Source organism: Paraburkholderia sp. RL17-368-BIF-A (assembly GCF_046054045.1).
GTDB classification, from domain to species: Bacteria; Pseudomonadota; Gammaproteobacteria; order Burkholderiales; family Burkholderiaceae; genus Paraburkholderia; species Paraburkholderia graminis.
The window spans coordinates 26,281-50,410 of the sequence record NZ_JARESN010000015.1 but is presented as its reverse complement, the minus strand read 5'-3'; the positions used below and the strand labels follow the sequence as shown (position 1 = coordinate 50,410).

At 63.4% G+C, this 24,130-nt stretch carries 23 protein-coding genes; 8 read left to right on the top strand and 15 right to left on the bottom strand.

Annotation, left to right across the window (positions count from 1 at the left end; genetic code table 11):
- The first annotated feature begins 180 nt into the window (after positions 1 to 180).
- The gene (locus P0D87_RS23480) at positions 181 to 1,023 is read left to right on the top strand and encodes a class I SAM-dependent methyltransferase (protein WP_053858801.1); all 843 of its coding nucleotides are present in this window, start codon (positions 181 to 183) and stop codon (positions 1,021 to 1,023) included.
- 1 nt (position 1,024) lies between these two features.
- On the opposite strand, the gene P0D87_RS23475 is transcribed toward P0D87_RS23480, so the two are convergent.
- Both P0D87_RS23475 and P0D87_RS23470 read right to left on the bottom strand, forming a co-directional pair.
- On the bottom strand, positions 1,025 to 1,579 hold the full coding sequence (locus P0D87_RS23475; protein ID WP_053858800.1) for a DUF1415 domain-containing protein: 555 nt from the start codon (positions 1,577 to 1,579) through the stop codon (positions 1,025 to 1,027).
- A gap of 101 nt (positions 1,580 to 1,680) precedes the next feature.
- Positions 1,681 to 2,352 (bottom strand): TetR/AcrR family transcriptional regulator, encoded by a 672-nt coding sequence (locus P0D87_RS23470; protein ID WP_053858799.1) that lies wholly within the window; start codon positions 2,350 to 2,352, stop codon positions 1,681 to 1,683.
- A 160-nt stretch (positions 2,353 to 2,512) separates the two neighbouring features.
- Between P0D87_RS23470 and P0D87_RS23465 the strand changes: the two genes are divergently transcribed.
- A complete protein-coding gene (locus P0D87_RS23465; RefSeq protein ID WP_053858798.1) occupies positions 2,513 to 3,796 on the top strand; it encodes an MFS transporter in 1,284 nt (427 codons plus the stop codon).
- A 162-nt stretch (positions 3,797 to 3,958) separates the two neighbouring features.
- Positions 3,959 to 4,552, top strand: a complete 594-nt coding sequence (locus P0D87_RS23460; protein ID WP_006052312.1) for a nitroreductase family protein — start codon at positions 3,959 to 3,961, stop codon at positions 4,550 to 4,552.
- Positions 4,553 to 4,649: 97 nt separating this feature from the next.
- Here P0D87_RS23460 and P0D87_RS23455 read toward each other — a convergent pair whose 3' ends face one another.
- Positions 4,650 to 6,128 carry an MFS transporter gene (locus P0D87_RS23455; protein ID WP_029971294.1) on the bottom strand — a complete coding sequence of 493 codons (1,479 nt, stop codon included), beginning with the start codon at positions 6,126 to 6,128 and terminating at the stop codon, positions 4,650 to 4,652.
- A 185-nt stretch (positions 6,129 to 6,313) separates the two neighbouring features.
- Between P0D87_RS23455 and P0D87_RS23450 the strand changes: the two genes are divergently transcribed.
- Positions 6,314 to 7,564, top strand: a complete 1,251-nt coding sequence (locus P0D87_RS23450; RefSeq protein ID WP_006052314.1) for an Hsp70 family protein — start codon at positions 6,314 to 6,316, stop codon at positions 7,562 to 7,564.
- A 123-nt stretch (positions 7,565 to 7,687) separates the two neighbouring features.
- On the opposite strand, the gene P0D87_RS23445 is transcribed toward P0D87_RS23450, so the two are convergent.
- Positions 7,688 to 7,891, bottom strand: a complete 204-nt coding sequence (locus P0D87_RS23445; protein WP_007180251.1) for a cold-shock protein — start codon at positions 7,889 to 7,891, stop codon at positions 7,688 to 7,690.
- 428 nt (positions 7,892 to 8,319) lie between these two features.
- Here P0D87_RS23445 and P0D87_RS23440 point away from each other — a divergent pair, with 428 nt between their 5' ends.
- Positions 8,320 to 9,915: an APC family permease gene (locus tag P0D87_RS23440; protein ID WP_082367033.1), complete on the top strand. Its 1,596-nt coding sequence runs from the start codon at positions 8,320 to 8,322 to the stop codon at positions 9,913 to 9,915.
- A gap of 140 nt (positions 9,916 to 10,055) precedes the next feature.
- Here P0D87_RS23440 and P0D87_RS23435 read toward each other — a convergent pair whose 3' ends face one another.
- The 7 genes from P0D87_RS23435 to P0D87_RS23405 all read right to left on the bottom strand — a co-directional run bounded on the left by P0D87_RS23435 (position 10,056) and on the right by P0D87_RS23405 (position 16,260).
- Positions 10,056 to 10,841 carry a DODA-type extradiol aromatic ring-opening family dioxygenase gene (locus P0D87_RS23435; RefSeq protein WP_053858796.1) on the bottom strand — a complete coding sequence of 262 codons (786 nt, stop codon included), beginning with the start codon at positions 10,839 to 10,841 and terminating at the stop codon, positions 10,056 to 10,058.
- Between the two features lie 134 nt (positions 10,842 to 10,975).
- Positions 10,976 to 11,578, bottom strand: coding sequence for a UbiX family flavin prenyltransferase (locus P0D87_RS23430; RefSeq protein WP_006052756.1), 603 nt, complete (start codon positions 11,576 to 11,578; stop codon positions 10,976 to 10,978).
- A gap of 40 nt (positions 11,579 to 11,618) precedes the next feature.
- Positions 11,619 to 11,930, bottom strand: coding sequence for a Grx4 family monothiol glutaredoxin (gene grxD / locus P0D87_RS23425; RefSeq protein WP_006052757.1), 312 nt, complete (start codon positions 11,928 to 11,930; stop codon positions 11,619 to 11,621).
- 157 nt (positions 11,931 to 12,087) lie between these two features.
- Positions 12,088 to 12,957: a peptide chain release factor N(5)-glutamine methyltransferase gene (gene prmC / locus P0D87_RS23420; protein ID WP_053858795.1), complete on the bottom strand. Its 870-nt coding sequence runs from the start codon at positions 12,955 to 12,957 to the stop codon at positions 12,088 to 12,090.
- A gap of 6 nt (positions 12,958 to 12,963) precedes the next feature.
- Positions 12,964 to 14,046 (bottom strand): peptide chain release factor 1, encoded by a 1,083-nt coding sequence (prfA, locus tag P0D87_RS23415; protein WP_053858794.1) that lies wholly within the window; start codon positions 14,044 to 14,046, stop codon positions 12,964 to 12,966.
- A 128-nt stretch (positions 14,047 to 14,174) separates the two neighbouring features.
- Positions 14,175 to 15,461, bottom strand: coding sequence for a glutamyl-tRNA reductase (gene hemA, locus P0D87_RS23410; protein WP_006052760.1), 1,287 nt, complete (start codon positions 15,459 to 15,461; stop codon positions 14,175 to 14,177).
- Positions 15,462 to 15,549: 88 nt separating this feature from the next.
- On the bottom strand, positions 15,550 to 16,260 hold the full coding sequence (locus P0D87_RS23405) for a response regulator transcription factor (protein WP_053858793.1): 711 nt from the start codon (positions 16,258 to 16,260) through the stop codon (positions 15,550 to 15,552).
- Between the two features lie 199 nt (positions 16,261 to 16,459).
- Here P0D87_RS23405 and P0D87_RS23400 point away from each other — a divergent pair, with 199 nt between their 5' ends.
- From P0D87_RS23400 to P0D87_RS23390, 3 genes are read left to right on the top strand one after another with little or no spacing between them, the layout of a single operon-like run.
- Entirely contained in the window at positions 16,460 to 16,741 is a 282-nt protein-coding gene (locus tag P0D87_RS23400; protein WP_029971298.1) for a hypothetical protein, read from the top strand.
- Between the two features lie 19 nt (positions 16,742 to 16,760).
- Positions 16,761 to 18,575 carry an aminopeptidase P family protein gene (locus P0D87_RS23395; RefSeq protein WP_053858792.1) on the top strand — a complete coding sequence of 605 codons (1,815 nt, stop codon included), beginning with the start codon at positions 16,761 to 16,763 and terminating at the stop codon, positions 18,573 to 18,575.
- Between the two features lie 58 nt (positions 18,576 to 18,633).
- Positions 18,634 to 19,257: an HAD family hydrolase gene (locus P0D87_RS23390; RefSeq protein WP_053858791.1), complete on the top strand. Its 624-nt coding sequence runs from the start codon at positions 18,634 to 18,636 to the stop codon at positions 19,255 to 19,257.
- 76 nt (positions 19,258 to 19,333) lie between these two features.
- Here the strand turns inward: P0D87_RS23390 and P0D87_RS23385 are convergent, their stop codons facing one another.
- The 4 genes from P0D87_RS23385 to P0D87_RS23370 all read right to left on the bottom strand — a co-directional run bounded on the left by P0D87_RS23385 (position 19,334) and on the right by P0D87_RS23370 (position 24,122).
- Positions 19,334 to 20,458, bottom strand: coding sequence for a DUF748 domain-containing protein (locus P0D87_RS23385; RefSeq protein ID WP_053858790.1), 1,125 nt, complete (start codon positions 20,456 to 20,458; stop codon positions 19,334 to 19,336).
- 336 nt (positions 20,459 to 20,794) lie between these two features.
- Positions 20,795 to 22,462 carry an energy-dependent translational throttle protein EttA gene (gene ettA / locus P0D87_RS23380; protein ID WP_053858789.1) on the bottom strand — a complete coding sequence of 556 codons (1,668 nt, stop codon included), beginning with the start codon at positions 22,460 to 22,462 and terminating at the stop codon, positions 20,795 to 20,797.
- A gap of 217 nt (positions 22,463 to 22,679) precedes the next feature.
- Positions 22,680 to 22,982 (bottom strand): DUF3761 domain-containing protein, encoded by a 303-nt coding sequence (locus P0D87_RS23375; protein WP_006052767.1) that lies wholly within the window; start codon positions 22,980 to 22,982, stop codon positions 22,680 to 22,682.
- Positions 22,983 to 23,033: 51 nt separating this feature from the next.
- Complete coding sequence (locus P0D87_RS23370) at positions 23,034 to 24,122, bottom strand: sn-glycerol-3-phosphate import ATP-binding protein UgpC (protein WP_053858788.1); 1,089 nt, start codon at positions 24,120 to 24,122, stop codon at positions 23,034 to 23,036.
- Positions 24,123 to 24,130 lie beyond the last annotated feature (8 nt).

Here is a 24,130-nt window from a genome sequence, read left to right as displayed (position 1 = left end):
GCGCCAAACGACCCAGGTCGCGCCGGAAAGAGCAGGAAGCGTTCCAGGAACGCAGCGTTTCCTGCAACTTTTGCACGCTCGCCGGTGAAAGGGCCGCCGTTTGGGTAAACTGGCAGCAACTTATGCTCTTTTCCGTCACCTGACGCACGTTCACGCTGCATTTGCCGACGGTCCCCCACGATGTCCAGCAAAACCCACGAAATCCGCCCCAACCAGTCCATCGAGCTGCTCAAGGAACTGCATATCCTGACGCGCGACGGCAAGATGAACCAGGACAGCCGCCGCAAGCTGAAGCAGGTCTACCATCTGTTCCAGTTCATCGAGCCTCTGCTCAAGGACGTGAAGGACCAGAAGGGCGCGGTCACGCTCGTCGACCACGGCGCCGGCAAGTCATATCTAGGTTTTATCCTGTATGACCTGTTCTTCAAGGAGTTTCAGGATGCCGCGGGTGGGGCGTCGCACATTTACGGCATCGAAACGCGCGAGGAACTCGTGACCCGCTCGCAGGAACTGGCGGCTCGGCTCGGCTTCAAGGGCATGTCGTTTTTGAATCTGTCGGTGGCGGAATCCATTACGTCGGACAAACTGCCGGCGCAAATCGACATTGTCACGGCGCTTCACGCGTGCAATACCGCAACCGACGACGCCATTCGCTTCGCCCTCGAAAAGAAGGCTAAATACATCGTGGTGGTGCCGTGTTGCCAGGCCGAAGTGGCGGGCGTTTTACGTCAAAACAAAAGTAAATCGCTGGGTCACGCATTAACGGAAATCTGGCGGCATCCGTTGCATACGCGCGAATTCGGCAGCCAGATTACCAACGTGCTGCGCTGCCTGCAATTGGAGGCGCACGGTTATCAGGTCAGCGTAACCGAACTGGTGGGCTGGGAGCATTCGATGAAAAACGAACTGATCATCGCCCAGTTCAAGGACTTGCCGCGCCGGCGCCCGGCCGAGCGGCTCAGCGAAGTGATGCAGACACTGGGTATCGAAGAATTGAAAGAGCGGTTTTTCGTTTCCGCCTGAATCAGATTTTCATCAATTTATTCCAGCCGGCCAATCCGATTCGCCGCAGTGTTTCCTGATTCCGCTCGTAGATTTGTTCGGCATCGGGAAACGCCTGAACCGCGCGCTCAATACTGTCTTCTCTGAGTAAATGCAGAATCGGATACGGCGCGCGATTCGTGTAATTCTCAATGTCGTCGGGATCGGCGCCTTCGAACTGATACAACGGGTGAAAACTCGCAATCTGGATAATGCCTTCGAGCCGAAGCTGCTTCAGCATTCTTTCGGCGAAGAATAGCGCGTCGTTGTAATCGAGAAAATCGCCTAGCGCTTGAGGCAGGATTAACAGCGTCGTGTCCAAGGCCGCCGCGTCCGCGGCGACTAGCGTGTTCAGTTCGTTTTCCAGATCGGCCAGCACGCCTTCCAGGCTTATCGCATCGCTCACGGCGTAGCGGATTTGCCCTTTCACATGCACGGCCTTGGCGAACGGGCACAAGTTGAGCCCGATGACGGCCTCAGTCAGCCAGTGACGGGTGGCGGCAACGACAGCATCGTGCGATTCGGCGGGCAACGGCATGGCAGGCGGCAAGCGGCGGGAGAGGCAAAGCGCCATTTTAACGGGCGCGCGTGTGTCTGCGTTGCGCCACTGCCGCAAGAAATTGGACCAGCAAACAAAGCCTAAGACGCTGGCTTCGCACCGCAAGCCGCCGCGATCAACAGCGCCGCCGCTTTCGGTGCGGCGAGTACCGGGCCCGATCCCGCGCGATACGTCTGGCTCGCCGCGTACACGCCCTCGATCAGCAAAGCGAGCGCGTTCGCCAGCATCTCCGGATCGTCGGCGCCGGCGGCCGTCGCCAGTTCCGTCAGGCGCGCGAGCAGGCGCTCCTTGTTGCGAAACACGAACTGGCGGGCCGCGTGTTCGGTATCGGAAAACTCGACGGCGACGTTCACGAACGGACAGCCGCGATAGTCTTCGAGCGACGCCCGCGCCGCGAGGTCGTCGAAATATTGCTGCAACTGCTTCGCCGGCTCGCCGGGATGTTTCGCGAAGCTCTTCTCCACGTAACCGAAGAATTGCGCGTCCTTGCGCTCGAGATAGGCCATCACGAGTTCGTCTTTCGACGAAAATTGGCGGTACAAACTCATCTTGTTCACGCCGGCCCGCTCGACAACCGCATCGACGCCGACCGCCCGCACGCCGTCGCGATAGAACAGTTCGTCCGCGGCGCGCAGTAAATGCTGCTGCGCTTCGGGGCCGGTCGTCTGCGTTGCGCGCACGCGCCGTGAGGCGGGCGCAGTCGTAGACGCAGCCCGCGAACCGGCTCGTTTGGAAGTATGGCTTTCAGACATGGACGGCCCCTTGATTCAATCGACGCCTTGACATGTTACCGACCGGTAACTAAGATCGCAACACTGATTGTGACTGATCTGTCACAAGTCCCTTACGGAAACCGTAATAGTAGGAACACGACCCGTGCGGGCAACTCGAATCCGCGCGATAGGAGAGCCGATGAACTGGGCAGCAAGACTGATAGGCAGGCGTTTTCACTACGGCTGGTTGACGGTCGCGGTGGTGTTTCTGGTGTTGCTCGCGGCCGCCGGCACGCGCGCCACGCCGAGCGTGATGATGGTGCCGCTCGAGCATCAGTTCGGCTGGAGCCGCGCGACGATTTCGCTCGCGATCTCGGTCAACATCGCGCTTTACGGGTTGATGGGGCCGTTCGCGGCGGCGGCCATGCAGCGCTTCGGCGTGCGTCCCACGCTGCTGATCGCGCTCGGCACGATGGCGGCGGGCGTCGCGCTGTCCTCGCTGATGACCCAGCCGTGGCAGATGATCCTCGTCTGGGGCGTGATGGTCGGCGGCTCGACGGGTGTGGCGGCGCTGTCGTTGTCGGCGACTGTGGTGACGCGCTGGTTCACCACGCACCGCGGGCTCGTGATGGGTATTCTCACGGCGAGTTCGGCGACCGGCCAACTCGTGTTCCTGCCGATGCTCGCGGCCATCGCCGAGCATTACGGCTGGCGCCAGGTCGTGTGGGTCGTCGCGGCGGCTGCGGCGATCGTGCTGCCGCTCGTCGCCTTTTTGCTGCCGGAGCGTCCGTCGGATGTCGCGCTGCGTCCCTACGGCGAGCCGCACGACGCACCCGCGGCCGCTACGGCCACGAAGCAGAATCCGCTCGCGATCGCGTTCGGCACGCTTGCCATGGCGAGCAAGACGCGCGATTTCTGGCTGCTGTTCTTCAGCTTCTTCATTTGCGGCGCGAGCACGAACGGTTACGTCGGCACTCACCTGATCGCGATGTGCGGCGACTACGGGATGACCGAAGTGCAGGGCGCGTCGCTGCTGGCCGCGATGGGCATCTTCGATCTGTTCGGCACGACGCTGTCCGGCTGGCTGTCCGACCGCTTCAATAGCCGTGTGCTGCTGTTCTGGTATTACGGGCTGCGCGGCTTGTCGCTGATGTATCTGCCGCACGCTTTCGGCATCGACTTTTTCGGTTTGCCGCTTTTCGCCGTGTTCTACGGGCTCGACTGGATCGCGACCGTGCCGCCGACCGTGCGTCTCGCCACGGACGTCTACGGCAAGGAGGCGGCGCCCGTGGTGTTCGGCTGGGTCGTGGCCGGGCATCAGCTCGGCGCGGCGTTCGCGGCGCTCGGCGCGGGCATGCTGCGCGCGAGCCTCGGCACGTACACGGTGGCGTCGATGATTTCGGGCGGTTTGTGTCTCGTGGCCGCGGTCATCGTGTTGCGGATCAACCGGCCCGCCAAGGCGCCGGAGCCGCAGCCGATCTGACGCCACACATGGCGTAACGCGGGCGGCGCTGCGGCGCACCCGCGTCTTGCCATCTGAGCAAAAAGAACCGCGTGCATCGGGCAGCGCGCGCGTCGAACCTTGGGTATGCTATGTGGCCTCGGGCAGCCGCCCGCGATCATGAATTTCTATTGAGAGAAGCGCATGACCCACAAACCCGCCCCTACCGAAGTTGCCATTCACGAGTTGATTGCCGGTCGCTGGAGCCCGCGCGCGTATTCGAGCGAACCGGTGAGCCGCGACAATCTGCGCGCAGTGCTCGAAGCGGCTCGCTGGGCGCCTTCGTCGTATAACGCGCAGCCCTGGCGTTTTCTGGTGTTCGACCGCAGCGCCGACGAAGTGGCGTTCAAGCAGGCGTTCGCCACGCTGGTGCCGTTCAACCAGGGCTGGAACGCGCCCGCGCCCGTGCTGATCGCCGTGACCGCGCAAACGCGCACCGCCAAGGGCGAAGTGAATCGCTGCGCGCAATACGACGCCGGCGCAGCCGCGATGGCGCTCGTGCTGCAGGCGCATGCGCTCGGCCTCGCCGCGCATCAGATGAGCGGCTTCGACCAGAACGCGTTCCGCACCGCTTTCGATCTGCCGAACGACGTCGAACCGATTGCGATGATTTCGCTTGGTCATTACGGCGAAGTCGACAAGCTCGACCCGGTTCTGCGCGAACGCGAGAAGTCGGTGCGCCAGCGTTTGCCGCTTGCGGAAATCGCCTACAGCGGCGGCTGGAAGAAGCCGTTCTGAGCTAGCTTACGTTGCTGGATACGTCGGGAAGAAACGCGCGGCGCCGACCGCGCGTTTTTTATGGGTGCGTTAAAGCGGCTTCTTTCGGGTGGCTGCGTTAAAGCGCCTCGTCATCGCTCACGCTCGAAAGCGGCGTGGCCACATGCTCGAGAGACTTGCGCTCCGCATCCACGCCCCAGATCGCCGCGATCACGGCGGCCGCGAGCATCAGCGCGGAACCGACCAGGTAACCCGAGAACACCTCGCTGCGCTGATGCGTGTCGATCAGCCGTCCGAAGAAAGCCGGGCCGGCGATCCCGCCGAGCGCCGTGCCGAACGCGTAAAACACGGCGATGGCGAGCGCGCGGATCTCCAGCGGAAACGATTCGCTCACGGTGAGATAAGCCGAACTCGCCGCAGCCGACGCGAAGAAGAAAATCACCATCCACGAGGCGGTCTGCGTGACGACCGTCAGCACATGCTGCTGGAACAGGTAGCCGCTTACCGTCAGCAAAATCGCCGAAATGCCGTAGGTCGACGCAATCATCTTGCGCCGCCCGATCACGTCGAACAGCCGGCCGAGCATCAGCGGCCCGAGAAAATTGCCGAGCGCGAAGGGCAGCAGATACCAGCCGATATGGTCGCCCGGCACGCCGTAGAAATCCGTCAGCACGAGCGCGTAGGTGAAAAAAATCGCGTTGTAGAAGAACGCCTGCGCGGTCATCAGCGAAAGGCCGACCAGCGCGCGCCGTCGGTGCAGATTGAAAAGCGTGTGGAACACCTCGCGCAGCGGCGTGTGGCCGCGCGCACGCAGACGCAGGCGCGTGAGGCCGTCGGCGGCCAGCGCGTGACCTTCGCTGCGAAAACGCGTTTCGATTCCTTCGACGATCGCGCGCGCATCGCGCTCGTGCCCGTGCGTGAGCAGCCAGCGCGGGCTTTCGGGCACCCAGATGCGCATGGGCAAGATGGTTAATGCAAGCACGGCGCCGATCAGAAAGCACGCGCGCCAGCCCCAGTCGCCCGGCAGCAGATTCGGATCGAGCAGGATCAGCGAACCAGCGGCGCCGAGACCCGCGCCGACCCAGAACGTGCCGTTGATGGCGAGATCGATCCAGCCGCGCACGCGAGGCGGCGTGAACTCCTGAATCGTCGAATTGATCGCGGTGTATTCGCCGCCGATGCCCGCGCCCGTCAGAAAGCGGAACAGCAGGAAACTGGCGAGATTCCACGACACCGCGGTCGCCGCAGTCGCCGTCAGATAGACCGCGAGCGTGATGAAGAAGAGCTTGCGCCGGCCAAGCCGGTCCGTGAGCCAGCCGAAGCCGAGTGCGCCGAGCACCGCGCCGGCAATGTAGGCGCTGCCGGCGAGCCCCACGTCCGCGTTGGTGAAATGCAGCGACGGGCTCGACTTCAGCGCGCTCGCGACCGCTCCGGCGAGCGTCACTTCGAGTCCGTCGAGAAGCCACGTCACGCCCAGCGCGACGACGATCAACGTGTGAAAGCGCCCCCACGGCAGGCGGTCGAGCCGGGACGGCAAATCCGTTTCGATGATGCCGGCGGTTTTTCGCTGGACGTCGGCGGCAGGCGGCGCGCTCATTGCTGGTGGTCTCCTGAATCGTTGAAATGCGGCGGCTCGAACTGGCCTATGCAGCAACTTCTATTCCGCGCCTCCTGTGCACCGTTGGGCACCTTCGCGCTTTTGGCAAGTTGATGCTGATCCGGCTTTCGTGATACAAAGCCGCTCCTACCTGTGCGCGCCAGCCGTGAGCGGCCATTCCTGCCATGAACTATTGCGCGATTGACTTCGGTACTTCCAACTCGGCCGTAGCCGTTCCTGACGGCGCGGCGCTCAGGCTCGCAGCCGTCGAAGGCGCCTATACGACGCTGCCTACGTCGGTGTTCTTCAATACCGACGAAGACACCCGCGAGTTCGGACGCGCGGCGCTCGCGGCGTACATCGACGGTTTCGACGGCCGGCTGATGCGCTCGATGAAAAGCATCCTCGGCTCGCCGCTTGCCGACCATTCAACCGATCTCGGCGACGGCACGGCAATCAAGTACACCGATATCATCGCGATCTTCCTCGACCATCTGAAGCGCTCGGCGGAGAAAGCCACGGGCGCGCCGATCGAGCGCGCGGTGCTGGGCCGCCCGGTATTCTTCGTCGACGACGATCCGCGCGCCGATCAGATGGCGCAAAAGCAGCTCGAAGCGGCGGCACGCGCGGTGGGCCTGCGCGACATTCACTTCCAGTATGAGCCGATCGCGGCCGCATTCGACTACGAATCGCGCCTCACGCAGGAAGGGCTCGTGCTGGTGGCCGACATCGGCGGCGGTACGTCGGACTTTTCGCTGGTGCGCGTCGGACCCGAGCGGATGAACCGCGTTGAGCGCAAGGACGACGTGCTGGCGCATCACGGCGTCCACGTCGCGGGCACGGACTTCGACCGCCGCGTCGAACTGGCGACGATTCTGCGCGAGCTTGGCTATCAGTCGCTCGACCCCGAAGGCCGCGAGCTTCCGAACCGCGTGTATTTCGATCTGGCGACGTGGCACCTGATCAATACCGTTTATGCACCGAAGCGCGTCAGCGAACTGGCGCTCATGCGGCACCTGTTCACGGAAGTTAAACACCATGATCGGCTGATGCGCGTGGTCGAGCGGCGCCTTGGTCACGCGCTGGCCGCGCATGCGGAAGAGGCGAAAATCGGCGTCGCCGCGGGCGGCGAGACGGTGATCGACCTCGACGAAGTCGAAGACGATCTGCGCCTTGCATTCGACGAGGCGCAACTCATCGAAGCGGGAGAGGACGAAACGCGCCGCATCGTGGCGGCGGCGCGCGACACCGTGCAGACAGCCGGCGTGTCGATTCGCGACGTGAGCGCGATTTACTTCACGGGCGGCTCGACCGGCCTCGCGTTTCTGTCCGGCGCGTTGGCGGCGGCATTCCCCGATGCGGAAGCGGTATTCGGCGACCGTCTCGCGAGTGTCGCAACGGGACTCGGCATTCACGCGCGGCGCGTGTTCGCGTAACTGCGAACCGCTGCTTTATATTGCGAAGATAATCGCCGCGCGCGAACTCGGCGAATTGCCGGCGCAATAAAAAACCCCGCCGAGGCGGGGTTTTTTTGCGTCCAGAAGGAAGCAGCGTAGCGCTTACACCGGCTTGATGTTAGCTGCTTGCTTGCCCTTCGGGCCCGTCTTCACTTCAAACGTAACCTTTTGGTTTTCTTGCAGCGTCTTGAAGCCTTCCGTGCGGATTTCCGAGAAATGCGCGAACAGATCTTCGCCGCCGCCGTCCGGGGTGATGAAGCCAAAGCCCTTTGCGTCATTGAACCACTTGACGGTACCGGTTTCCATATTACTTGTTCCTAAAGATGGTGAATAAGGCCGAAGCCCGTTGAGTGCATGAAAATCAAGGAAGGGGGTAATGGGACCAACCGGAGTACCGTTGATGGGCGAACTACGAAAGACCAATTCACTCGCCGCTTGAAATCCTGCCCGAACGTTATACGGCGATTTCGAGAGAAGGTCAACACTCGGCCCCCAACTTTACAAAAATTCGCGATACCGCCCGAAAAGTTGCTTACAAAGCTTGCGGAGTCGGCGGATTTTTTGCTAGGGAGAACCCTTAGTTTCACTGCAGGCGCCGGGTGCAACCGTTAAACTACGCGCCCGCGCCGGTTGCACCATTGGGATAACCGTCGCGCATACATGCGCGTCACCCGTTTTCTGCGTCATAAGCGCGATTCATGGGGTGCCGACGTGGTTCTGAAACAGGAGAAGACGTGAAAAGTTCTATACAACGGAACATCGGGCCCTTCGCACTCATGCTGACCGGCCTGGGTTCGATCATCGGCTCGGGCTGGCTGTTCGGCGCGTGGAAGGCCGCGAAAATCGCGGGCCCGGCGTCGATCTGCGCGTGGATCATCGGCGCCGTCGTGATTCTCGCGATCGCGCTGACCTACGCCGAGCTGGGCGCGATGTTCCCGGAATCGGGCGGCATGGTGCGCTACGCGCGCTATTCGCACGGCGCGCTGGTTGGCTTCATCAGCGCGTGGGCCAACTGGATCGCCATTGTTTCCGTGATTCCGATCGAGGCCGAAGCATCCATTCAATACATGAGCACGTGGCCGTATCCGTGGGCGCATGCGTTATTCGTCGATGGCTCGTTGACTACGACCGGGCTGCTACTCTCGGCGGTCCTCGTAGTTATCTATTTCCTGCTGAACTACTGGGGCGTGAAGCTGTTCGCGCGCGCCAATTCGGCCATCACGATCTTCAAGTTTCTGATTCCGGGCGCGACCATCCTCGGACTGATGCTGACGGGCTTCCACAAGGAAAACTTCGGCGAAGTGAGCACGTTTGCGCCGTATGGCTGGTCGGCGGTGCTGACGGCGGTCGCGACAAGCGGCATCGTGTTCGCATTCAACGGTTTCCAAAGCCCGATCAACCTGGCGGGTGAAGCGCGCAATCCGGCCAAAAGCGTGCCGTTCGCAGTGATCGGCTCGATCCTGCTCGCGCTCGTCATCTACGTGTTGCTGCAGGTCGCGTATATCGGCGCCGTCAGCCCGACTGACGTGATGAAGGGCTGGAGCCACTTCAATTTCGCTTCGCCGTTCGCGGAACTGGCGATCGCGCTGAACCTGAACTGGCTCGCGATTCTGCTGTACGTCGACGCCTTCGTCAGCCCGAGCGGCACCGGCACGACCTACATGGCGACCACCACGCGCATGATCTACGCGATGGAGCGCAACAACACGATGCCGAAGATTTTCGGCAGCGTGCATCCGTTCTACGGTGTGCCGCGTCCGGCGATGTGGTTCAACCTGCTGGTCTCGTTCATCTTCCTGTTCTTTTTCCGCGGATGGAGCTCCCTCGCGGCGGTGATTTCGGTTGCGACCGTGATCTCGTACCTGACCGGCCCGATCAGCCTGATGGCGCTGCGCCGCGCGGCGACGGACCTCGAGCGCCCGCTGCACATCCCCGGCATGCACGTGATCGCGCCGTTCGCGTTCGTATGCGCGTCGCTGATCCTGTACTGGGCAAAGTGGCCGCTGACGGGCGAAATCATTCTGCTGATGGTCGTCGCGCTGCCGGTGTACTTCTACTTCCAGGCGAAGTCGGGCTTCGGCGGCTGGGGCCGCGACCTGAAGGCGGCGTGGTGGCTGGTCGCTTATTTGCCGGTGATGGCGATCCTCTCGCTGATCGGCAGCAAGGAGTTCGGCGGTCGTGGCGTCCTGCCGTACGGCTGGGACATGCTGGTCGTGATCGCGTTCTCGCTCGTCTTCTATTACTGGGGCGTGAATAGCGGCTATCGCTCGGAGTATCTGGAAGAGCGTCAGACGCACGACGAAGTGCTCGAAGGAATGGGCGCGCATTGAGGTGCCGCGCCGCGCCGGGCGGTTGATGATCCGGCTGCATGCTAAAAAAGCCCGTCTGAGTTTTTGCTCAGGCGGGCTTTTGTTTTTGCTTTTTGCTTTTGCCGCGGACGCCGCGAGTCGTTCTTTGTCGGGTCCGGCGCTCAGGCCGTGCCGAACACGTAGTTCGTCATGGCGAGCGAGCGCTGATAGGTGCCGAGCGATTGAATTGCCAGCGAGTAATCGTCGTCGGCGGCACCGAGCGCTGCGAAGACCGGCAGCAGATGCTCGTCGGTCGGGTGCATCAGCACCGCATGCGGCGCTTTGTGGCGATAGTCCAGCAACGCGTCGATGTCGCGCGCGGCGAGCCGTGCTTCGAACCAGTCGGTGAATTCGGCGACGCGCGGGTCGGCATCTTCCGGCCGCGCGGAAAAATCGGCGGCGCGCAGATTGTGCGTGATCTGGCCCGAGCCGATCACCATCACGCCGTCGTCCCTCAACGCGCGCAGCGCGCGGCCGACGCGAAAGTGATGCGCGGCGTCGAGGCGCGGTTGGATCGACAACTGCGCGACGGGCACGTCCGCATCCGGAAACATCAGCAGCATCGGCACCCATGCGCCGTGGTCGAGCCCGTGCGGCTCTTCGCCGGCGTGCATGCCGCTGTCGCGAAGCAGCGCGGCGGCGCGTCGCGCGAGATCGGCCGCGCCGGGCGCCGGATACTGGATCTCATATAACTGGCGCGGAAACCCGTAGAAATCGTGGATGGTTTCCGGCTTTGTGGCGGTGCTCGCGACAGGCTGCGCGGTGCCCCAATGCGCGGATAGCATCAACACGGACTCGGGACGCGGCAATTGCGCGCTCAGCGTCGCAAACTCGGCGGACGGCAGCGACGGATCGATCGGCAGCGTCGGCGCGCCGTGGGAAAGAAAAAGCGAAGGCAAGCGGTTCATGGCAGCGACGCGCTGCGAGGCGCGGACGAAGTTCGGTTGCTGTCAATATAGAGCCGCACCGTCGTTTGATAAACGGGTGAAAGCGGAATTGATTGTCTTGCGGTGGTTGGTAATCTCGGCGGACGGACGGACGATCACTCCTGGTCACCGCCTCGTAATCCGGCCCACGCCGGCGATAGCGCCGGCCCCAACGCAAACAAGTCCAGCACGCGGGCAACCGTGTGATCGACCATGTCGTCAATCGTCGCCGGTTGGTTGTAAAACGCAGGCAAGGGCGGAAAGATCACGCCACCCATCTCCGTCACCGCCGTCATATTGCGCAGATGCGCGAGATTGAACGGCGTCTCGCGCACCAGCAGCACGAGCCGGCGGCGCTCCTTGAGGGTGACGTCGGCGGCGCGGGTGATCAGGTTGTCGGAGAAACCATGTGCGACGCTCGCGAGCGTTTTCATCGAACACGGCGCGACGACCATGCCGTCCGTCGCAAACGAACCGGACGCGATGCTCGCGCCCACGTCGCGCACCGAATGGACGACGTCCGCGAGCGGATGCACGTCTTCCTTGGACAACTGCAATTCGTGCCGGATATTGAGCCAGCCGGCGCTCGAAATCAGCAGATGACTTTCGACGCCGCCGAGCTTGCGCAACGTCTGAAGCAAGCGGATGCCGTATATGGCGCCGGTCGCGCCGGTGATGGCGACGATCAGCCGGCGTGGCGCCGCAGCGCGTGTTTCCATGACTGGCGGCGCCTCGTAGGAACAGCTTCGGACTGAACGATCAGGCCGCGGCGAACAGTTGCTGCAATTCGCCCGATTCGTACATTTCCATCATGATGTCCGAGCCGCCGACGAATTCGCCCTTCACATAGAGCTGCGGAATGGTCGGCCAGTTCGAGAACTGCTTGATGCCCTGGCGAACTTCGTCGTCTTCGAGGACGTTGACCGTCTTGAACTCGTTGACATTGCACGCCTTCAGGATCTGGATGGCGCGGCCGGAAAAGCCGCACATCGGGAACTGGGCGCTGCCCTTCATGAAGAGCACGACGTTGTTTTCGTCGACGATTTGCTTGATGCGTTGTTGCGTATCCATGACTGACCTTGCGGTTCCGAGTATGTGTAGGGAATAGGCTGAAATGATAGCGGATTTCGCCCGCACCGGCCGACGGCCGCTTTGTCCATCCGCGCGTTGCGGCTATTGCGGCGGCTTGCGTCAGCTAGCGTGCTGACGTATCAGCATGTCAGCGTGCTCAGCCGGCAAGCCGCCCGCCGCTGATTCGCTCGATGCCCGCAAGGTCGCGCTCCGATCTGACATCCACGAAGCCTTGCCCTGTCAGAAGTTCGCGGACGGCTTCGGCCTGATCGTAGCCGTGCTCCATCCACAGAACGCCGCGCGCGGCAAGACGCGCGGGCGCGCCGGCGACGATCGCGCGGATCGCGCTGAGGCCGTCGGCTTCGTCGGTGAGCGCGCCGCGCGGCTCGTAGCGCAAGTCGCCTTGCTCCAGATGCGGGTCGCCGCTCGCGATATACGGCGGGTTGCTCACGATCACGTCAAAGCGCAGCGCCGTATCCAGCGAGCCGTACCAGTCGCTTTGCGCGAACGTCACGGCGCCGCCTGGCCGTTTCGCATCCAGCAGACGCGCGGCGTTGCGCGCCGCGACCGCGAGCGCTTCCGCCGAACGGTCGAGCGCGGTCATTTGCGCGTCCGGGCGCATCGACGCGATCGCCAGTGCAATGGCGCCCGTGCCGGTGCCGAGATCGAGCACGCGCGGGCGCGGAAGATTTTCCATCGCCGTGAGCGCCGTTTCGACCAGCAATTCGGTCTCCGGACGCGGAATCAGCACATGCGGCGTCACCTCGAACTCAAGCCCGAAGAACTCGCGGACGCCGACCAGTTGCGCAATCGGTTCGCCGGCCACGCGCCGCGCCTGCAACGCGAGATAACGCTCGACGCACTCGCTGTCGAGCGCTTCGTCCGCGCGCGTGATCAACTGCGTATGGCGCCAGCCGAGCACATGCGTGAGCAAAATGCGCGCTTCGAGCGGCGGCAGCGGCGAGGCGCGCAACAACGCCGCGGGCGTGGCCGCCTGGTCGCGATTGGCCGGCGCGTTCGCGGTCATCGGCGCTTAATCCGCGTCGCCGAGCGAAGCAAGCAGCTCGGCCTGATGTTCGCTGACGAGCGCGCTGATCAGTTCGTCAAGATCGCCGTCCATGATTGCATCGAGGCGATACAGCGTCAGATTGATCCGATGATCTGTCAGACGCCCTTGCGGGAAGTTGTAGGTGCGAATCCGCTCCGAGCGATCGCCCGAGCCGATCAGACTCTTGCGCGTCGCCGCTTCTTTCGCCTGCTGCTCGTGCGACTGCTTGTCCTTGATGCGCGCCGCAAGGACCTTCAGCGCGCGGTCCTTGTTCTTGTGCTGCGAGCGGTCGTCCTGACATTCGACGACGATGCCCGTCGGCAAGTGCGTGACGCGCACGGCCGAATCCGTCTTGTTGATGTGCTGACCGCCCGCGCCCGACGCGCGGAACGTGTCGATGCGCAGATCGGCCGGACTGATTTCGACTTCGCCGATCTCGTCGGCTTCCGGCATGACCGCCACCGTGCACGCGGACGTGTGAATGCGGCCCTGCGTTTCGGTTGCCGGCACGCGCTGCACGCGATGGCCGCCGGACTCGAACTTCAGCTTCGAATATGCGGCTTCGCCCGCGATCCGCACGATCACTTCCTTATAGCCGCCCAGATCGGATTCGCTCGCCGACATCATCTCGACCTGCCAGCGGTTGCGCTCGGCGTAGCGCAAATACATGCGCAACAGGTCGCCTGCAAAAAGCGCGGACTCGTCGCCGCCGGTGCCGGCGCGAATTTCGAGGAAGATGTTGCGGTCGTCGTTCGGATCTTTCGGCAAAAGCATCTTCTGCAGTTCGCCGCCGAGCTGTTCCATGCGCTCACGCGCCGCGCGAATTTCCTCTTCGGCGAATTCGCGCATGGAGATGTCCGTCAGCAGTTCCTGCGCGGTGGCGGCGTCGTGCATGGCCTGGCGCCACAGCGCGTATTGTTCGACGACGGGCCCAAGCTCGGCGTGTTCGCGCGTGAGCTTGCGATATTGATCGAGGTTCGAGGTGATGTCCTCGCGGCTTAACAGATCGTTCAGTTCGGCCAGCCGTGTCGTCAGCTGGTCGAGCTTGCGTTGCATGCTCGTTTTCATCGGGCGGGTATCGGAGCGGGCTCCGGAAGGACAGCAACCAGGAAAATGGGCGGATGCCCGGGACAGAAGCATGTGGCGGGCCACTGCGAGGCCACCGGCGGGTGGCGCGGACGAGGCGGTGCGCGCCGCTAACGTTCCGAGGAACCGGAGTGTTTGTAGAAGCCGCCCATCAGTTCGATGAGCGTGTCGCGGTTTTCACCGCTCGCGCGGTTAAGCGCGTGAGTGGGACCGTGAATCAGCTTGTTGGTCAGCGCTTGCGAAAGCGCCTCGATCACCGCGGCAGGATCGTCGCCGCGCGCGAGCATTTTCTGCGCGCGTTCGACTTCGGCCCGGCGCAGCACGTCGGCTTGCGTATGCATGTGACGGATCACCGGCACGATGCTGCGCGCCTCGAGCCACTGCATGAAATTCTGCACGCGCGTTTCGATGATCGCTTCGGCCTGCGCAACCGCGGCCTGGCGCGACGCATTCCCTTCGCGGACAATCGCGCCGAGGTCGTCGACGGTATACAGAAACACGTCTTCCAGCTTGCCGACTTCCGGTTCGATGTCGCGCGGAACCGCCAGATCGACCATGAAGATCGGCCGATGGCGGCGCGCCTTGACCGCGCGCTCGACCGCGCCCAGGCCGATGATCGGCAACGTGGAAGCCGTGCACGATACGATGATGTCGAACTCGTGCATGCGCGTCGGCAAGTCCGACAGCGGAATGGCCCGGCCGTTGAAGCGCTCCGCGAGCCGCGTGCCGCGCTCCGCCGTGCGGTTCGCGACCACGAGTTCACGGGGCTGCTGCGCGGCGAAGTGCGTGGCGCACAGCTCGATCATTTCGCCGGCGCCGATGAACAGCACGCGCTGGTTCGACACCTTGTCGAAAATGCGCTGCGCGAGCCGCACGGCAGCGGCTGCCATCGAAACCGACTGCGCGCCGATCTCAGTCGTGCTGCGCACTTCTTTTGCGACGGCGAACGTGCGCTGGAACAACTGGTTCAGATAAGTGCCGAGCGCGCCTGCTTCGGACGCGGTGCGCACGGCGTCCTTCATTTGTCCGACGATTTGCGTTTCGCCGAGCACCATCGAATCGAGGCCCGAGGCGACGCGGAACGCGTGGCGCACGGCTTCCGACTGCGGCAGCGCGTAGACGTGCGGCGCGAGTTCCTCGATGGGCAGGTTGTGATACCGCGACAGCCATTGGATCGCGGCTTCGCGCGCGGCCTGGTCGTCGGTCGCGCAATAGAGTTCGGTGCGATTGCAGGTGGAGAGAATCGCCGCTTCAGGCGCCGAGCGGGCCGTGCCGCCGAGCCAGACGCTCTTGAAGGTGTCCAGTGCAGGCTTGATCTGTTCGAGCGGAAACGCCACGCGTTCGCGCAAGGCGACAGGCGCTGTGTGGTGATTGATTCCGATCGTTAAGAGCTGCATGCTGGGGAGCTATGGTTTAGCCCCATATTATAGCGTTTTCGCGATTCTTACTCGCTGCGCCTCGCACCCGCGCCGCTTATGCCGGCCATCAGGCCGATGCGGTAGCGCCTTCCGCCGAAAATGCGTCGAGCTGATAGCCGTAGCCGTACAGCGGCGCGAGCGAATAGCCATATTCCGGGCGCAATTCGAGCTTGGACCGCACGCGCGACGCGTGCGTGTCGACGGTGCGCGACTTTACGTCGCGGCGTCGTGCCCACACGGTTTCCATGATGTGCGCGCGCGACACGGGCCGCGACAGATTGGTGAACAGCAGCAGCGCGAAGCGGAACTCCTTCGGCGTCAGCGTGACCACGCGGTTGCGGAACGTGACGGCGAAGTTGGCGGCGTCGAACGTATAGCCGCGAATCACGTCGTGCCGTCGATTGGGCGGCCGGCGCAAGCCTGCGCGCCGCAGCAGCGCATCGACGCGCGCGAGCGTTTCGGGGCCGCGTACCGGCTTGGCGAGACAGTCGTCGGCGCCCGCGTGCAGCACGGCGACGATCTGGCTTTCGCGCGGCTCCGTCATCATCACGATGACCGGCAGGCTCGGCAGAACGGCTCGGGCACGCGCGATCACGTCTTCGGCGGAATGGTCGCCGGTCCAGTTTTCGGTAATCAGCAGATCGAAGAATTGGTCCGCGGCTTGCGCGAGGAACGGGGCGCTCGTGGCGAAGTGCTGACACACGTGGCCGCCGGCGAACATGAGCCGGGTGACCAACTGGGCGTGCCGCGGGTCCGGCTCGATAAGGGCGATTCGCATGCGCGCAATCCACTTGACGACGGCCAGGAACCAGGCTTTTCCGTAAGGCCTCCAGCTTGCCTAACATCACCCCGACCCCTAAACTCAACCGCTGTGCGGAAAGCGCCGTGCTGATTTTTTGAGAAGAGACAAAAATGCTAGCTGTCGTTGTGCCTCGCGCCCATGAGACAAATCCGAAACTGCGCGAGTCCATCCGCTGATGGGCTGGGCTGGAATCGTCGTACTCGGAGCCGCAATCGGCTTCGCGGGTTGGTGGTTGCATCCGCTGCGCCGCTTGAACAACGCCGGCCGCTCCGGCGGCTCGAAAGGCGCCCGCCTATGGGTGGCGCTGCTGGCCGGCGTGCTGGGCGCGATCGTCGCGCGCATGGCCGGCAATGTGACCGGTCTTTTCCATGACGGCGAGATACTGGAATGGCCTGTGTGCACGGCCGTCGCCATGATCGCCGTCGCCGTGACGGTCGGCTTGCTTTCCCGTCGATGAATACTTGCAGGTGACCTCCATGAATGCCCGACTTCCCCAAACTTCCTCCATCCCCGAACGGCTCGCCGGCTTGCGCAGCGCGATGGCGCGCGAAGGCGTCGCCGCTTACCTCGTGCCGTCCGCGGACCCGCATTTGTCCGAATATCTGCCGGGGCGTTGGCAGGGCCGCGAATGGCTGTCCGGCTTCACCGGCTCGGCGGGCACGCTGATCGTCACGGCCGACTTCGCGGGCGTCTGGACCGATAGCCGCTACTGGGAGCAGGCCAATGCGCAACTGGCCGGCAGCGGCGTTCAGCTCATGAAGATGACCGGCGGTCAGCAGACCGCGCCGCATTTCGAATGGCTCGCTGAAAACGTGGCGCCGGGCGGCACCGTCGGCGTGGACGGCGCCGTGCTCGGCGTGGCGGCGGCGCGGGCTCTGACTCAGGCGCTGACGGCGCGCGGCGTGAAGCTGCGCACCGACGTCGATCTGTTCGACGGCATCTGGCCGCAGCGCCCGTCGCTGCCCGATGCGGCGGTGTTCGAACACGCCGCGCCGCATGCAAGCGTCGCGCGTTCGGAAAAGCTCGCACAGGTCCGTCGCGCGATGGCGGAAAAGGGCGCGCAGTGGCACTTCATTTCCACGCTCGACGACCTTGCGTGGCTCTTCAATCTGCGCGGCGCCGACGTCAGCTTCAACCCGGTTTTCGTCGCGCACGCGTTGATCGGCGAACACGGCGCGTCGCTTTTCGTCTCCGACGGCAAGGTGCCGCCCGCGCTCGCCGAAGCGCTCGCGCGCGACGGCGTCAATGTCGAGCCCTACGCGAAAGCGGCCGATGCGCTCGCCGCGCTGCCCGCCGGCAGCACCTTGTTGATCGACCCGCGCCGCATCACGTACGGCTCGCTGCAATCGGTGCCGTCGACGGTGAAGGTGGTCGAGGCGGTCAATCCGTCCACCTTCTTCAAGTCGCGCAAGACCGAAGCCGAGGCGAAGCACGTGCGCGAGACGATGGAGCAGGACGGCGCGGCGCTCGCCGAATTCTTCGCGTGGTTCGAAAGCGCGCTCGGCCGCGAGACGATCACCGAGCTCACTATCGACGAACGTCTGACGGCCGCGCGCGCGCGTCGGCCGGGTTTCGTGTCGTTGAGCTTTGCGACCATTGCGGGCTTCAACGCGAACGGCGCGATGCCGCACTATCGCGCGACGCGGGAATCGCATTCGGTGATCGAGGGCAACGGCCTGTTGCTGATCGACTCCGGCGCGCAATATCTGAGCGGCACGACCGACATCACGCGCGTGGTGCCGATCGGCACGATCAGCGACGCACAGCGGCGCGATTTCACGATCGTGCTGAAGGGCACCATGGCGCTGTCGCGCGCGAAGTTTCCGCGCGGCATCCGCTCGCCGATGCTCGACGCCATCGCGCGCGCGCCGATCTGGGAAGCCGGTGCCGACTACGGTCACGGCACGGGCCACGGTGTCGGCTATTTCCTGAACGTTCACGAAGGCCCGCAAGTAATCGCGCACTACGCGCCGGCCGAACCGTGGACGGCGATGGAAGAAGGCATGATCACGTCGGTCGAACCGGGCGTCTACCGGCCAGGCAAGTGGGGTGTGCGGATCGAGAATCTGGTGCTGAACGTGCCTGCCGGTCAGACGGAATTCGGTGACTTCCTCGAGTTCGAAACGCTCACGCTGTGCCCGATCGACACGCGTTGCCTCGACTTGTCACTGCTGCGCGACGACGAACGCGCGTGGCTCAACAGCTATCACGAGACGGTGCGCACGCGCCTCGCGCCGCATGTTTCCGGCGACGCGAAGACGTGGCTCGAACTGCGCACGCAGCCTGTCTGAGCAGCAACCGTATAACGACGCATAACGACGTTTAACGACGCATAGCCACGGAGAGCGCATGGCCATCAAGGCAGTGGTGTTCGATTTTGGCGGCGTGCTGATCGACTGGAATCCCGAGTACCTGTACCGGCAACTGATTCCAGACGAAGCCGAGCGCCGCTGGTTTCTGACTCACGTGTGCTCGATGGATTGGGTGGTTCGCCAGGACGGCGGCCAGCCGATCGCCGAGGCCACGGCCGAACTCATCGCGCGGTTCCCCGATCACGAAGCGCTGATCCGCGCGTTTTACGAGCGCTGGCACGAAATGGTGGCCGGCGTGCTGGATGACGGCGTCGCGATCATGGAAAAGCTCGAGGCCGCCGAGGTGCCGCTCTTCGGCCTGACGAACTGGTCGGCCGAGACCTTTCCTTATGCGTGGGAAAACTACCCGGTGCTGCGGCGCTTTCGCGACATCATCGTGTCGGGGCGGGTAGGTCTGGTGAAGCCCGATCCGGCCATTTTCGCGGCGATGCTCGAGCGAATCCACGCGCAAATGCCGGGCATCGAGCCGTCCGAACTCGTCTTTATCGACGACAACCCGAAGAACGCCGCAGCCGCCACCGCGCTCGGCTGGTACGGCGTGCATCACATCAGCGCCGCGCAGACCGAAGCGAGGCTGCGCGAACTGGGGTTGCCGGTTTGACTAGACGCGCGTGGCAAACGCAGAGCGCTTGGGCGCATCCGCTCGCGCGCAGTGTTCGCCACGCGGTTTGATCCGCTCACTGCCCCAGCAAATTCTTCAACGCATTTCCCAGGCCTTTTACCGTTTCGCCCGCGCCTTTCGCCACGCCTTCCACGCTGACGCCCAGCGCTTTCGCGAAGCCAGCGGCGATGCGCGTCGTCAGCCCTTCCTGCACTGAAAATTTCGGGTCGCGCAAGTTGCCGTCGAGCACGAAGTGCAGCGTGATGTCGCCGTTGTGCGCCTTGAGCGCGGCAACCGCGGCCTTCGTCGGAATGGACATGAACGTGTCGAGCGGATTGCCGGTGTCCGCGAGTTGCAACTGATGAACCGTGATCGTGCCGGGCGCGTGCAACTGATAATTGCGCACCGACGACTCGATGCTCATGTCGATCGTGCCGCTTGTCACTTGCGCCTTCGCGCCGGCTTTCTTCACGAGATACGGATCGAGCATGACGACGTCGACGCCGCGCAGTGTGCTGGTCGTCTGCGAATCCTTGCTGGCGATTTTGATCCAGCCGCTGAACGTCACCGTGCCGGTGTGCGACGGCCCTTTGATCGAGCCTCTGACATTGACGTTGGTCGGCTCCGTGAGCGCGGGCAGACGAATGTTGTCGACGGTCGCGTTCGCGTCGCTCACCGTCACCTTGTAGGCCGGCGACCCGACCGTCATGTCGTAGAAATGAAAGCGGCCCTGCTCGAAACTGATGTGATCGACCTGCTTGTCGCGCGGCATCGAACTCGCTGATGCGGCACCTGCGTCGTCGTTAGTGCTGTTGACCGATTGACGCAGATTCGGCAGCAGACGGATCGTGCCGTTTTGCGTGCGCAGCACCGCCATGTCGAAACCGCGCACCGTCACGCTGCGGATATGCATGCGGTGCTGGAGTAGATCGCGGATGTCCGGCGTCAGGATGATCTCGTCCGCTCTCAACGGATCGCCGGCGGGCCAGCCAGGCGGCGGCTTCAACAGAACGTTGCTGAGATGCACGGAGGTCAAGCCGACGTCGATGCTTTGCGCGCTGCCAAGCGGACCGAGCGCCGCGACCACGCGCGCCTTCACTTCGCGCTGCGCGTATTGCAGCAGGCCGAATGCAATAACGACGAGCACGACCAGCACGCTGCTCGCGGCAACGATCCAGCGTTGGCTCTTCGACATTGCCATGCTTGTTCCCTCGTCACCGCAACGGTTTTGTTCCCGATGAACGCGCGCCAGCCAATACAAGTCGCGCGGACGACATATAGCACGCGCAACGGAGCAATGCGTGTGCCGTGTCGCATGTCGCCGATGTCTGGCGTAGGTGAAGGGTATCGAAGGAGGGTAGGGAGTTGCTGCGAAGAACGGTTGAGCGTGCGGCGCACGCACGCTGACCGTTTGCAAAACAGAGGGGATAACTGCGCCAAGTGCGGCCTGCTCGTCTTCCGACAAGCAGGCCGCTTTTCGCGCAGCTTCTGACGCGGTGAACCTTTAACGCCGTGTACCTTTAACGCCGCGTGAACCTTAACGCGTGATCGGCTTATACCGCAGACGCTTCGGACGCGCCGCTTCTTCACCCAGGCGTGCGCGCTTGTCCGCTTCATACTCCTGGTAATTACCGTCGAAGAACGTGATTTGCGAATCGCCTTCGAACGCGAGAATGTGCGTCGCGATCCGGTCGAGGAACCAGCGGTCGTGCGAAATCACCATCACCGAGCCGGCGAATTCGAGCAATGCGTCTTCGAGCGCGCGCAGCGTTTCGACGTCGAGATCGTTCGACGGTTCGTCGAGCAGCAGCACATTGCCGCCCGCAATCAACGTCTTCGCGAGATGCAGACGGCCGCGCTCGCCGCCCGACAGATTGCCGACCGTCTTCTGCTGATCGCCGCCCTTGAAGTTGAAGCGGCCAATGTAGGCACGCGACGGCGTCTCGTACTTGCCGACCGTCAGCACATCGGCGCCGCCGGAAATCTCTTCGAACACAGTCTTCGTCGAATCGAGCGCGTCGCGGCTCTGGTCGACGTAAGCGAGCTTCACCGTCGGTCCCATGACGATCTCGCCCGAATCCGGTTGTTCGCGGCCGGTCAGCATGCGGAACAGCGTCGACTTACCCGCGCCGTTCGGACCGATGATGCCGACAATCGCGCCCGCCGGCACCTTGAAGCTCACGTTGTCGAGCAGCAGACGGTCGCCATACGACTTGCTGACGTTCCTGAACTCGATCACTTCATTGCCGAGGCGGTCGCCGACCGGAATGAAGATTTCCTGCGTTTCATTGCGCTTCTGATAATCCTGGCTGTTCAGTTCCTCGAAGCGCGCAATACGCGCCTTCGACTTCGCCTGACGGCCCTTCGGATTCTGGCGCACCCATTCCAGTTCTTTCTTGATCGCCTTCTGACGCGCGGATTCCGACGCTTCTTCCTGCTTCAGGCGCTCTTCCTTCTGATCGAGCCAACTGCTGTAGTTGCCCTTCCACGGAATGCCGTGGCCGCGGTCGAGTTCGAGAATCCACTCGGCCGCGTTATCGAGGAAGTAGCGATCGTGCGTGACCGCGACGACGGTGCCCGGAAAGCGCGTGAGGAACTGTTCGAGCCAATCGACCGATTCCGCGTCGAGGTGGTTGGTCGGCTCGTCGAGCAGCAGCATGTCGGGCTTTTCGAGCAGCAGCTTGCACAGCGCGACGCGGCGCTTTTCGCCGCCCGACAGATGTTCGATTTTCGCGTCCCAGGCCGGCAGACGCAGCGCGTCGGCGGCGATCTCGATCTGCTGTTCGGCGCTGCCGCCGTCGGTGGTCGCGAGAATCGCTTCGTACTTCGCCTGCTCGGCGGCGAGCGCGTCGAAGTCCGCGTCGGGTTCCGCGTAGGCCGCGTAGATTTCATCGAGTTTCTTCTGCGCGTTGAACACGTCGCCGAGACCTTCTTCGACGGTTTCGCGCACCGTCTTGTTCGGATCGAGCTGCGGTTCCTGCGGCAGATAGCCGATGTTCAGATTCGGCATCGGCGTGGCTTCGCCTTCGATGTCCTTGTCCACGCCGGCCATGATGCGGATCAGCGTCGACTTGCCCGAGCCGTTCAGGCCGAGCAGGCCGATCTTCGCGCCGGGGAAAAACGACAGCGAGATGTCTTTCAGGATTTGACGCTTGGGCGGCACGATCTTGCCAACCCGGTTCATGGTGAAGACGTATTGGGCCATTTGCTTGTGTGCTTGATAGACGTTGACGACGCCGGCCGCGTTCGGGCGGGCAGCCGTGGGTGGATCGGTAATCGGTGTGTGCCGGGGCGGCGTCGAACACGCTGTCAGCGCAACGACGCGAGCACGCCGGGTGCAAATCGCATTGTACTTCGGCAGGGGAGTGCGGGCGGTAGCGCGGCTTGCGGCTTGTGTCAGTTCGCGCGCAGCGGCGGTGAAATCACAGCCAGCTTGCTACGCCGCCGTGCCGCGAGCAGGTGCCGCTGTGGTGCCGGCTGAAGCTGTAGGTGCCGTCGCGGCAGCGGGCGGTCGCGCCGTCGGGCGCCTTGCCTGAGAGTGAGCGGGCCGGCGCGTGTACCGTGTTGCCGTCGCGATTCGTGTAGGTGTTGTGATTGCTGAGGTCGGCTTCGTCGGGCGTTGTGCCTGGCGCGACGTACGCGAATGCCGGCGAGATGCTCAACGATAGCGTCAGCAACAGCGCAACCGATGCGCCACGGGCGGTTCTAAGACCAATACCTTGCATGGCGTTAGAGATCGTTCTTGTAGTTGTGAGTATTGTTATGAGGCGCTCAACTTAGTTCACCCGCCGGCCACTCGTCGAATCGAAGAAATGCAGATGACGCGCGGGCAACGCGACCTGCAATGCCTCGCCAGCCGCGGGCCGATGCGCGTGCGGCAAACGCACGGTCACGTCATGCTTGCCCCATCGTCCGTGCGCGAGATTGTCGGCACCGAGCAGCTCGCATGAATCGACGGTGAGCGTTGCGTGCGGCGCATCCGCTTGCCCCGGACTCATATGCTCCGGACGAATACCTAGCGTGTATTCACGCCCCTTGGCGATTTCGCCGCCGATCGACGCCACGCCCGTGAGCGGCAGTTGCGGCCCGTTGCCGGCGATGTCGAACGTGGAGCCGTCGTCCGACACGCGGCCTTGCAGCAGATTCATTCCCGGCGAGCCGATGAAGCCCGCGACGAACACCGTCGCCGGCCGTTCATAGACTTCGGTCGGTGCGCCGATCTGCTCGGCGTGGCCCTTGTTCATCACGATCACGCGTTGCGCGAGCGTCATCGCTTCGATCTGATCGTGCGTGACGTACAGGCTCGTCGTAGAGAGCCGCGCATGCAGACGCTGAATCTCGAGCCGCATTTGCACGCGCAGACGTGCGTCGAGATTCGACAACGGTTCGTCGAAGAGAAACACGGCCGGTTCTCGCACGATCGCGCGGCCCATTGCCACGCGCTGACGCTGCCCGCCCGACAGTTCGCGCGGCTTGCGCTGCAACAGCGCTTCCAGTTCGAGAATCTGCGCGGCGGCGTTCACGCGCTGCGCGATCTGCGCCCGCTCGACGCCCGCGATCTTCAGCGCATAGCCCATGTTTTCAGCCACGCTCATATGCGGATAGAGCGCGTAGTTCTGAAACACCATCGCGATGTTGCGGTCCTTCGGCTCGAGTTCGTTCACCACTTTGCCGGCGATCGAAATGCTGCCCTCGGAGATGCGCTCGAGTCCTGCCACCATCCGCAGCAACGTCGATTTGCCGCAACCGGACGGCCCGACCATCACGACGAATTCGCCGTCGTTCACATCGACGTCGATGCCGTGCAACACGAACTGTTTGCCGTCGTAGGTTTTTTTAACGCCTTGCAGTGTCAATGCAGCCATGCGGTTTT

Coding starts and splice junctions, on each gene's coding strand:
- P0D87_RS23480 (WP_053858801.1), top strand. CDS start 181: ATGTCCAGCAAAACCCACGAAATCCGCCCCAACCAGTCCATCGAGCTG.
- P0D87_RS23475 (WP_053858800.1), bottom strand. CDS start 1,579: ATGCCGTTGCCCGCCGAATCGCACGATGCTGTCGTTGCCGCCACCCGT.
- P0D87_RS23470 (WP_053858799.1), bottom strand. CDS start 2,352: ATGTCTGAAAGCCATACTTCCAAACGAGCCGGTTCGCGGGCTGCGTCT.
- P0D87_RS23465 (WP_053858798.1), top strand. CDS start 2,513: ATGAACTGGGCAGCAAGACTGATAGGCAGGCGTTTTCACTACGGCTGG.
- P0D87_RS23460 (WP_006052312.1), top strand. CDS start 3,959: ATGACCCACAAACCCGCCCCTACCGAAGTTGCCATTCACGAGTTGATT.
- P0D87_RS23455 (WP_029971294.1), bottom strand. CDS start 6,128: ATGAGCGCGCCGCCTGCCGCCGACGTCCAGCGAAAAACCGCCGGCATC.
- P0D87_RS23450 (WP_006052314.1), top strand. CDS start 6,314: ATGAACTATTGCGCGATTGACTTCGGTACTTCCAACTCGGCCGTAGCC.
- P0D87_RS23445 (WP_007180251.1), bottom strand. CDS start 7,891: ATGGAAACCGGTACCGTCAAGTGGTTCAATGACGCAAAGGGCTTTGGC.
- P0D87_RS23435 (WP_053858796.1), bottom strand. CDS start 10,841: ATGAACCGCTTGCCTTCGCTTTTTCTTTCCCACGGCGCGCCGACGCTG.
- P0D87_RS23430 (WP_006052756.1), bottom strand. CDS start 11,578: ATGGAAACACGCGCTGCGGCGCCACGCCGGCTGATCGTCGCCATCACC.
- grxD (WP_006052757.1), bottom strand. CDS start 11,930: ATGGATACGCAACAACGCATCAAGCAAATCGTCGACGAAAACAACGTC.
- prmC (WP_053858795.1), bottom strand. CDS start 12,957: ATGACCGCGAACGCGCCGGCCAATCGCGACCAGGCGGCCACGCCCGCG.
- prfA (WP_053858794.1), bottom strand. CDS start 14,046: ATGAAAACGAGCATGCAACGCAAGCTCGACCAGCTGACGACACGGCTG.
- hemA (WP_006052760.1), bottom strand. CDS start 15,461: ATGCAGCTCTTAACGATCGGAATCAATCACCACACAGCGCCTGTCGCC.
- P0D87_RS23405 (WP_053858793.1), bottom strand. CDS start 16,260: ATGCGAATCGCCCTTATCGAGCCGGACCCGCGGCACGCCCAGTTGGTC.
- P0D87_RS23400 (WP_029971298.1), top strand. CDS start 16,460: ATGGGCTGGGCTGGAATCGTCGTACTCGGAGCCGCAATCGGCTTCGCG.
- P0D87_RS23395 (WP_053858792.1), top strand. CDS start 16,761: ATGAATGCCCGACTTCCCCAAACTTCCTCCATCCCCGAACGGCTCGCC.
- P0D87_RS23390 (WP_053858791.1), top strand. CDS start 18,634: ATGGCCATCAAGGCAGTGGTGTTCGATTTTGGCGGCGTGCTGATCGAC.
- P0D87_RS23385 (WP_053858790.1), bottom strand. CDS start 20,458: ATGGCAATGTCGAAGAGCCAACGCTGGATCGTTGCCGCGAGCAGCGTG.
- ettA (WP_053858789.1), bottom strand. CDS start 22,462: ATGGCCCAATACGTCTTCACCATGAACCGGGTTGGCAAGATCGTGCCG.
- P0D87_RS23375 (WP_006052767.1), bottom strand. CDS start 22,982: ATGCAAGGTATTGGTCTTAGAACCGCCCGTGGCGCATCGGTTGCGCTG.
- P0D87_RS23370 (WP_053858788.1), bottom strand. CDS start 24,122: ATGGCTGCATTGACACTGCAAGGCGTTAAAAAAACCTACGACGGCAAA.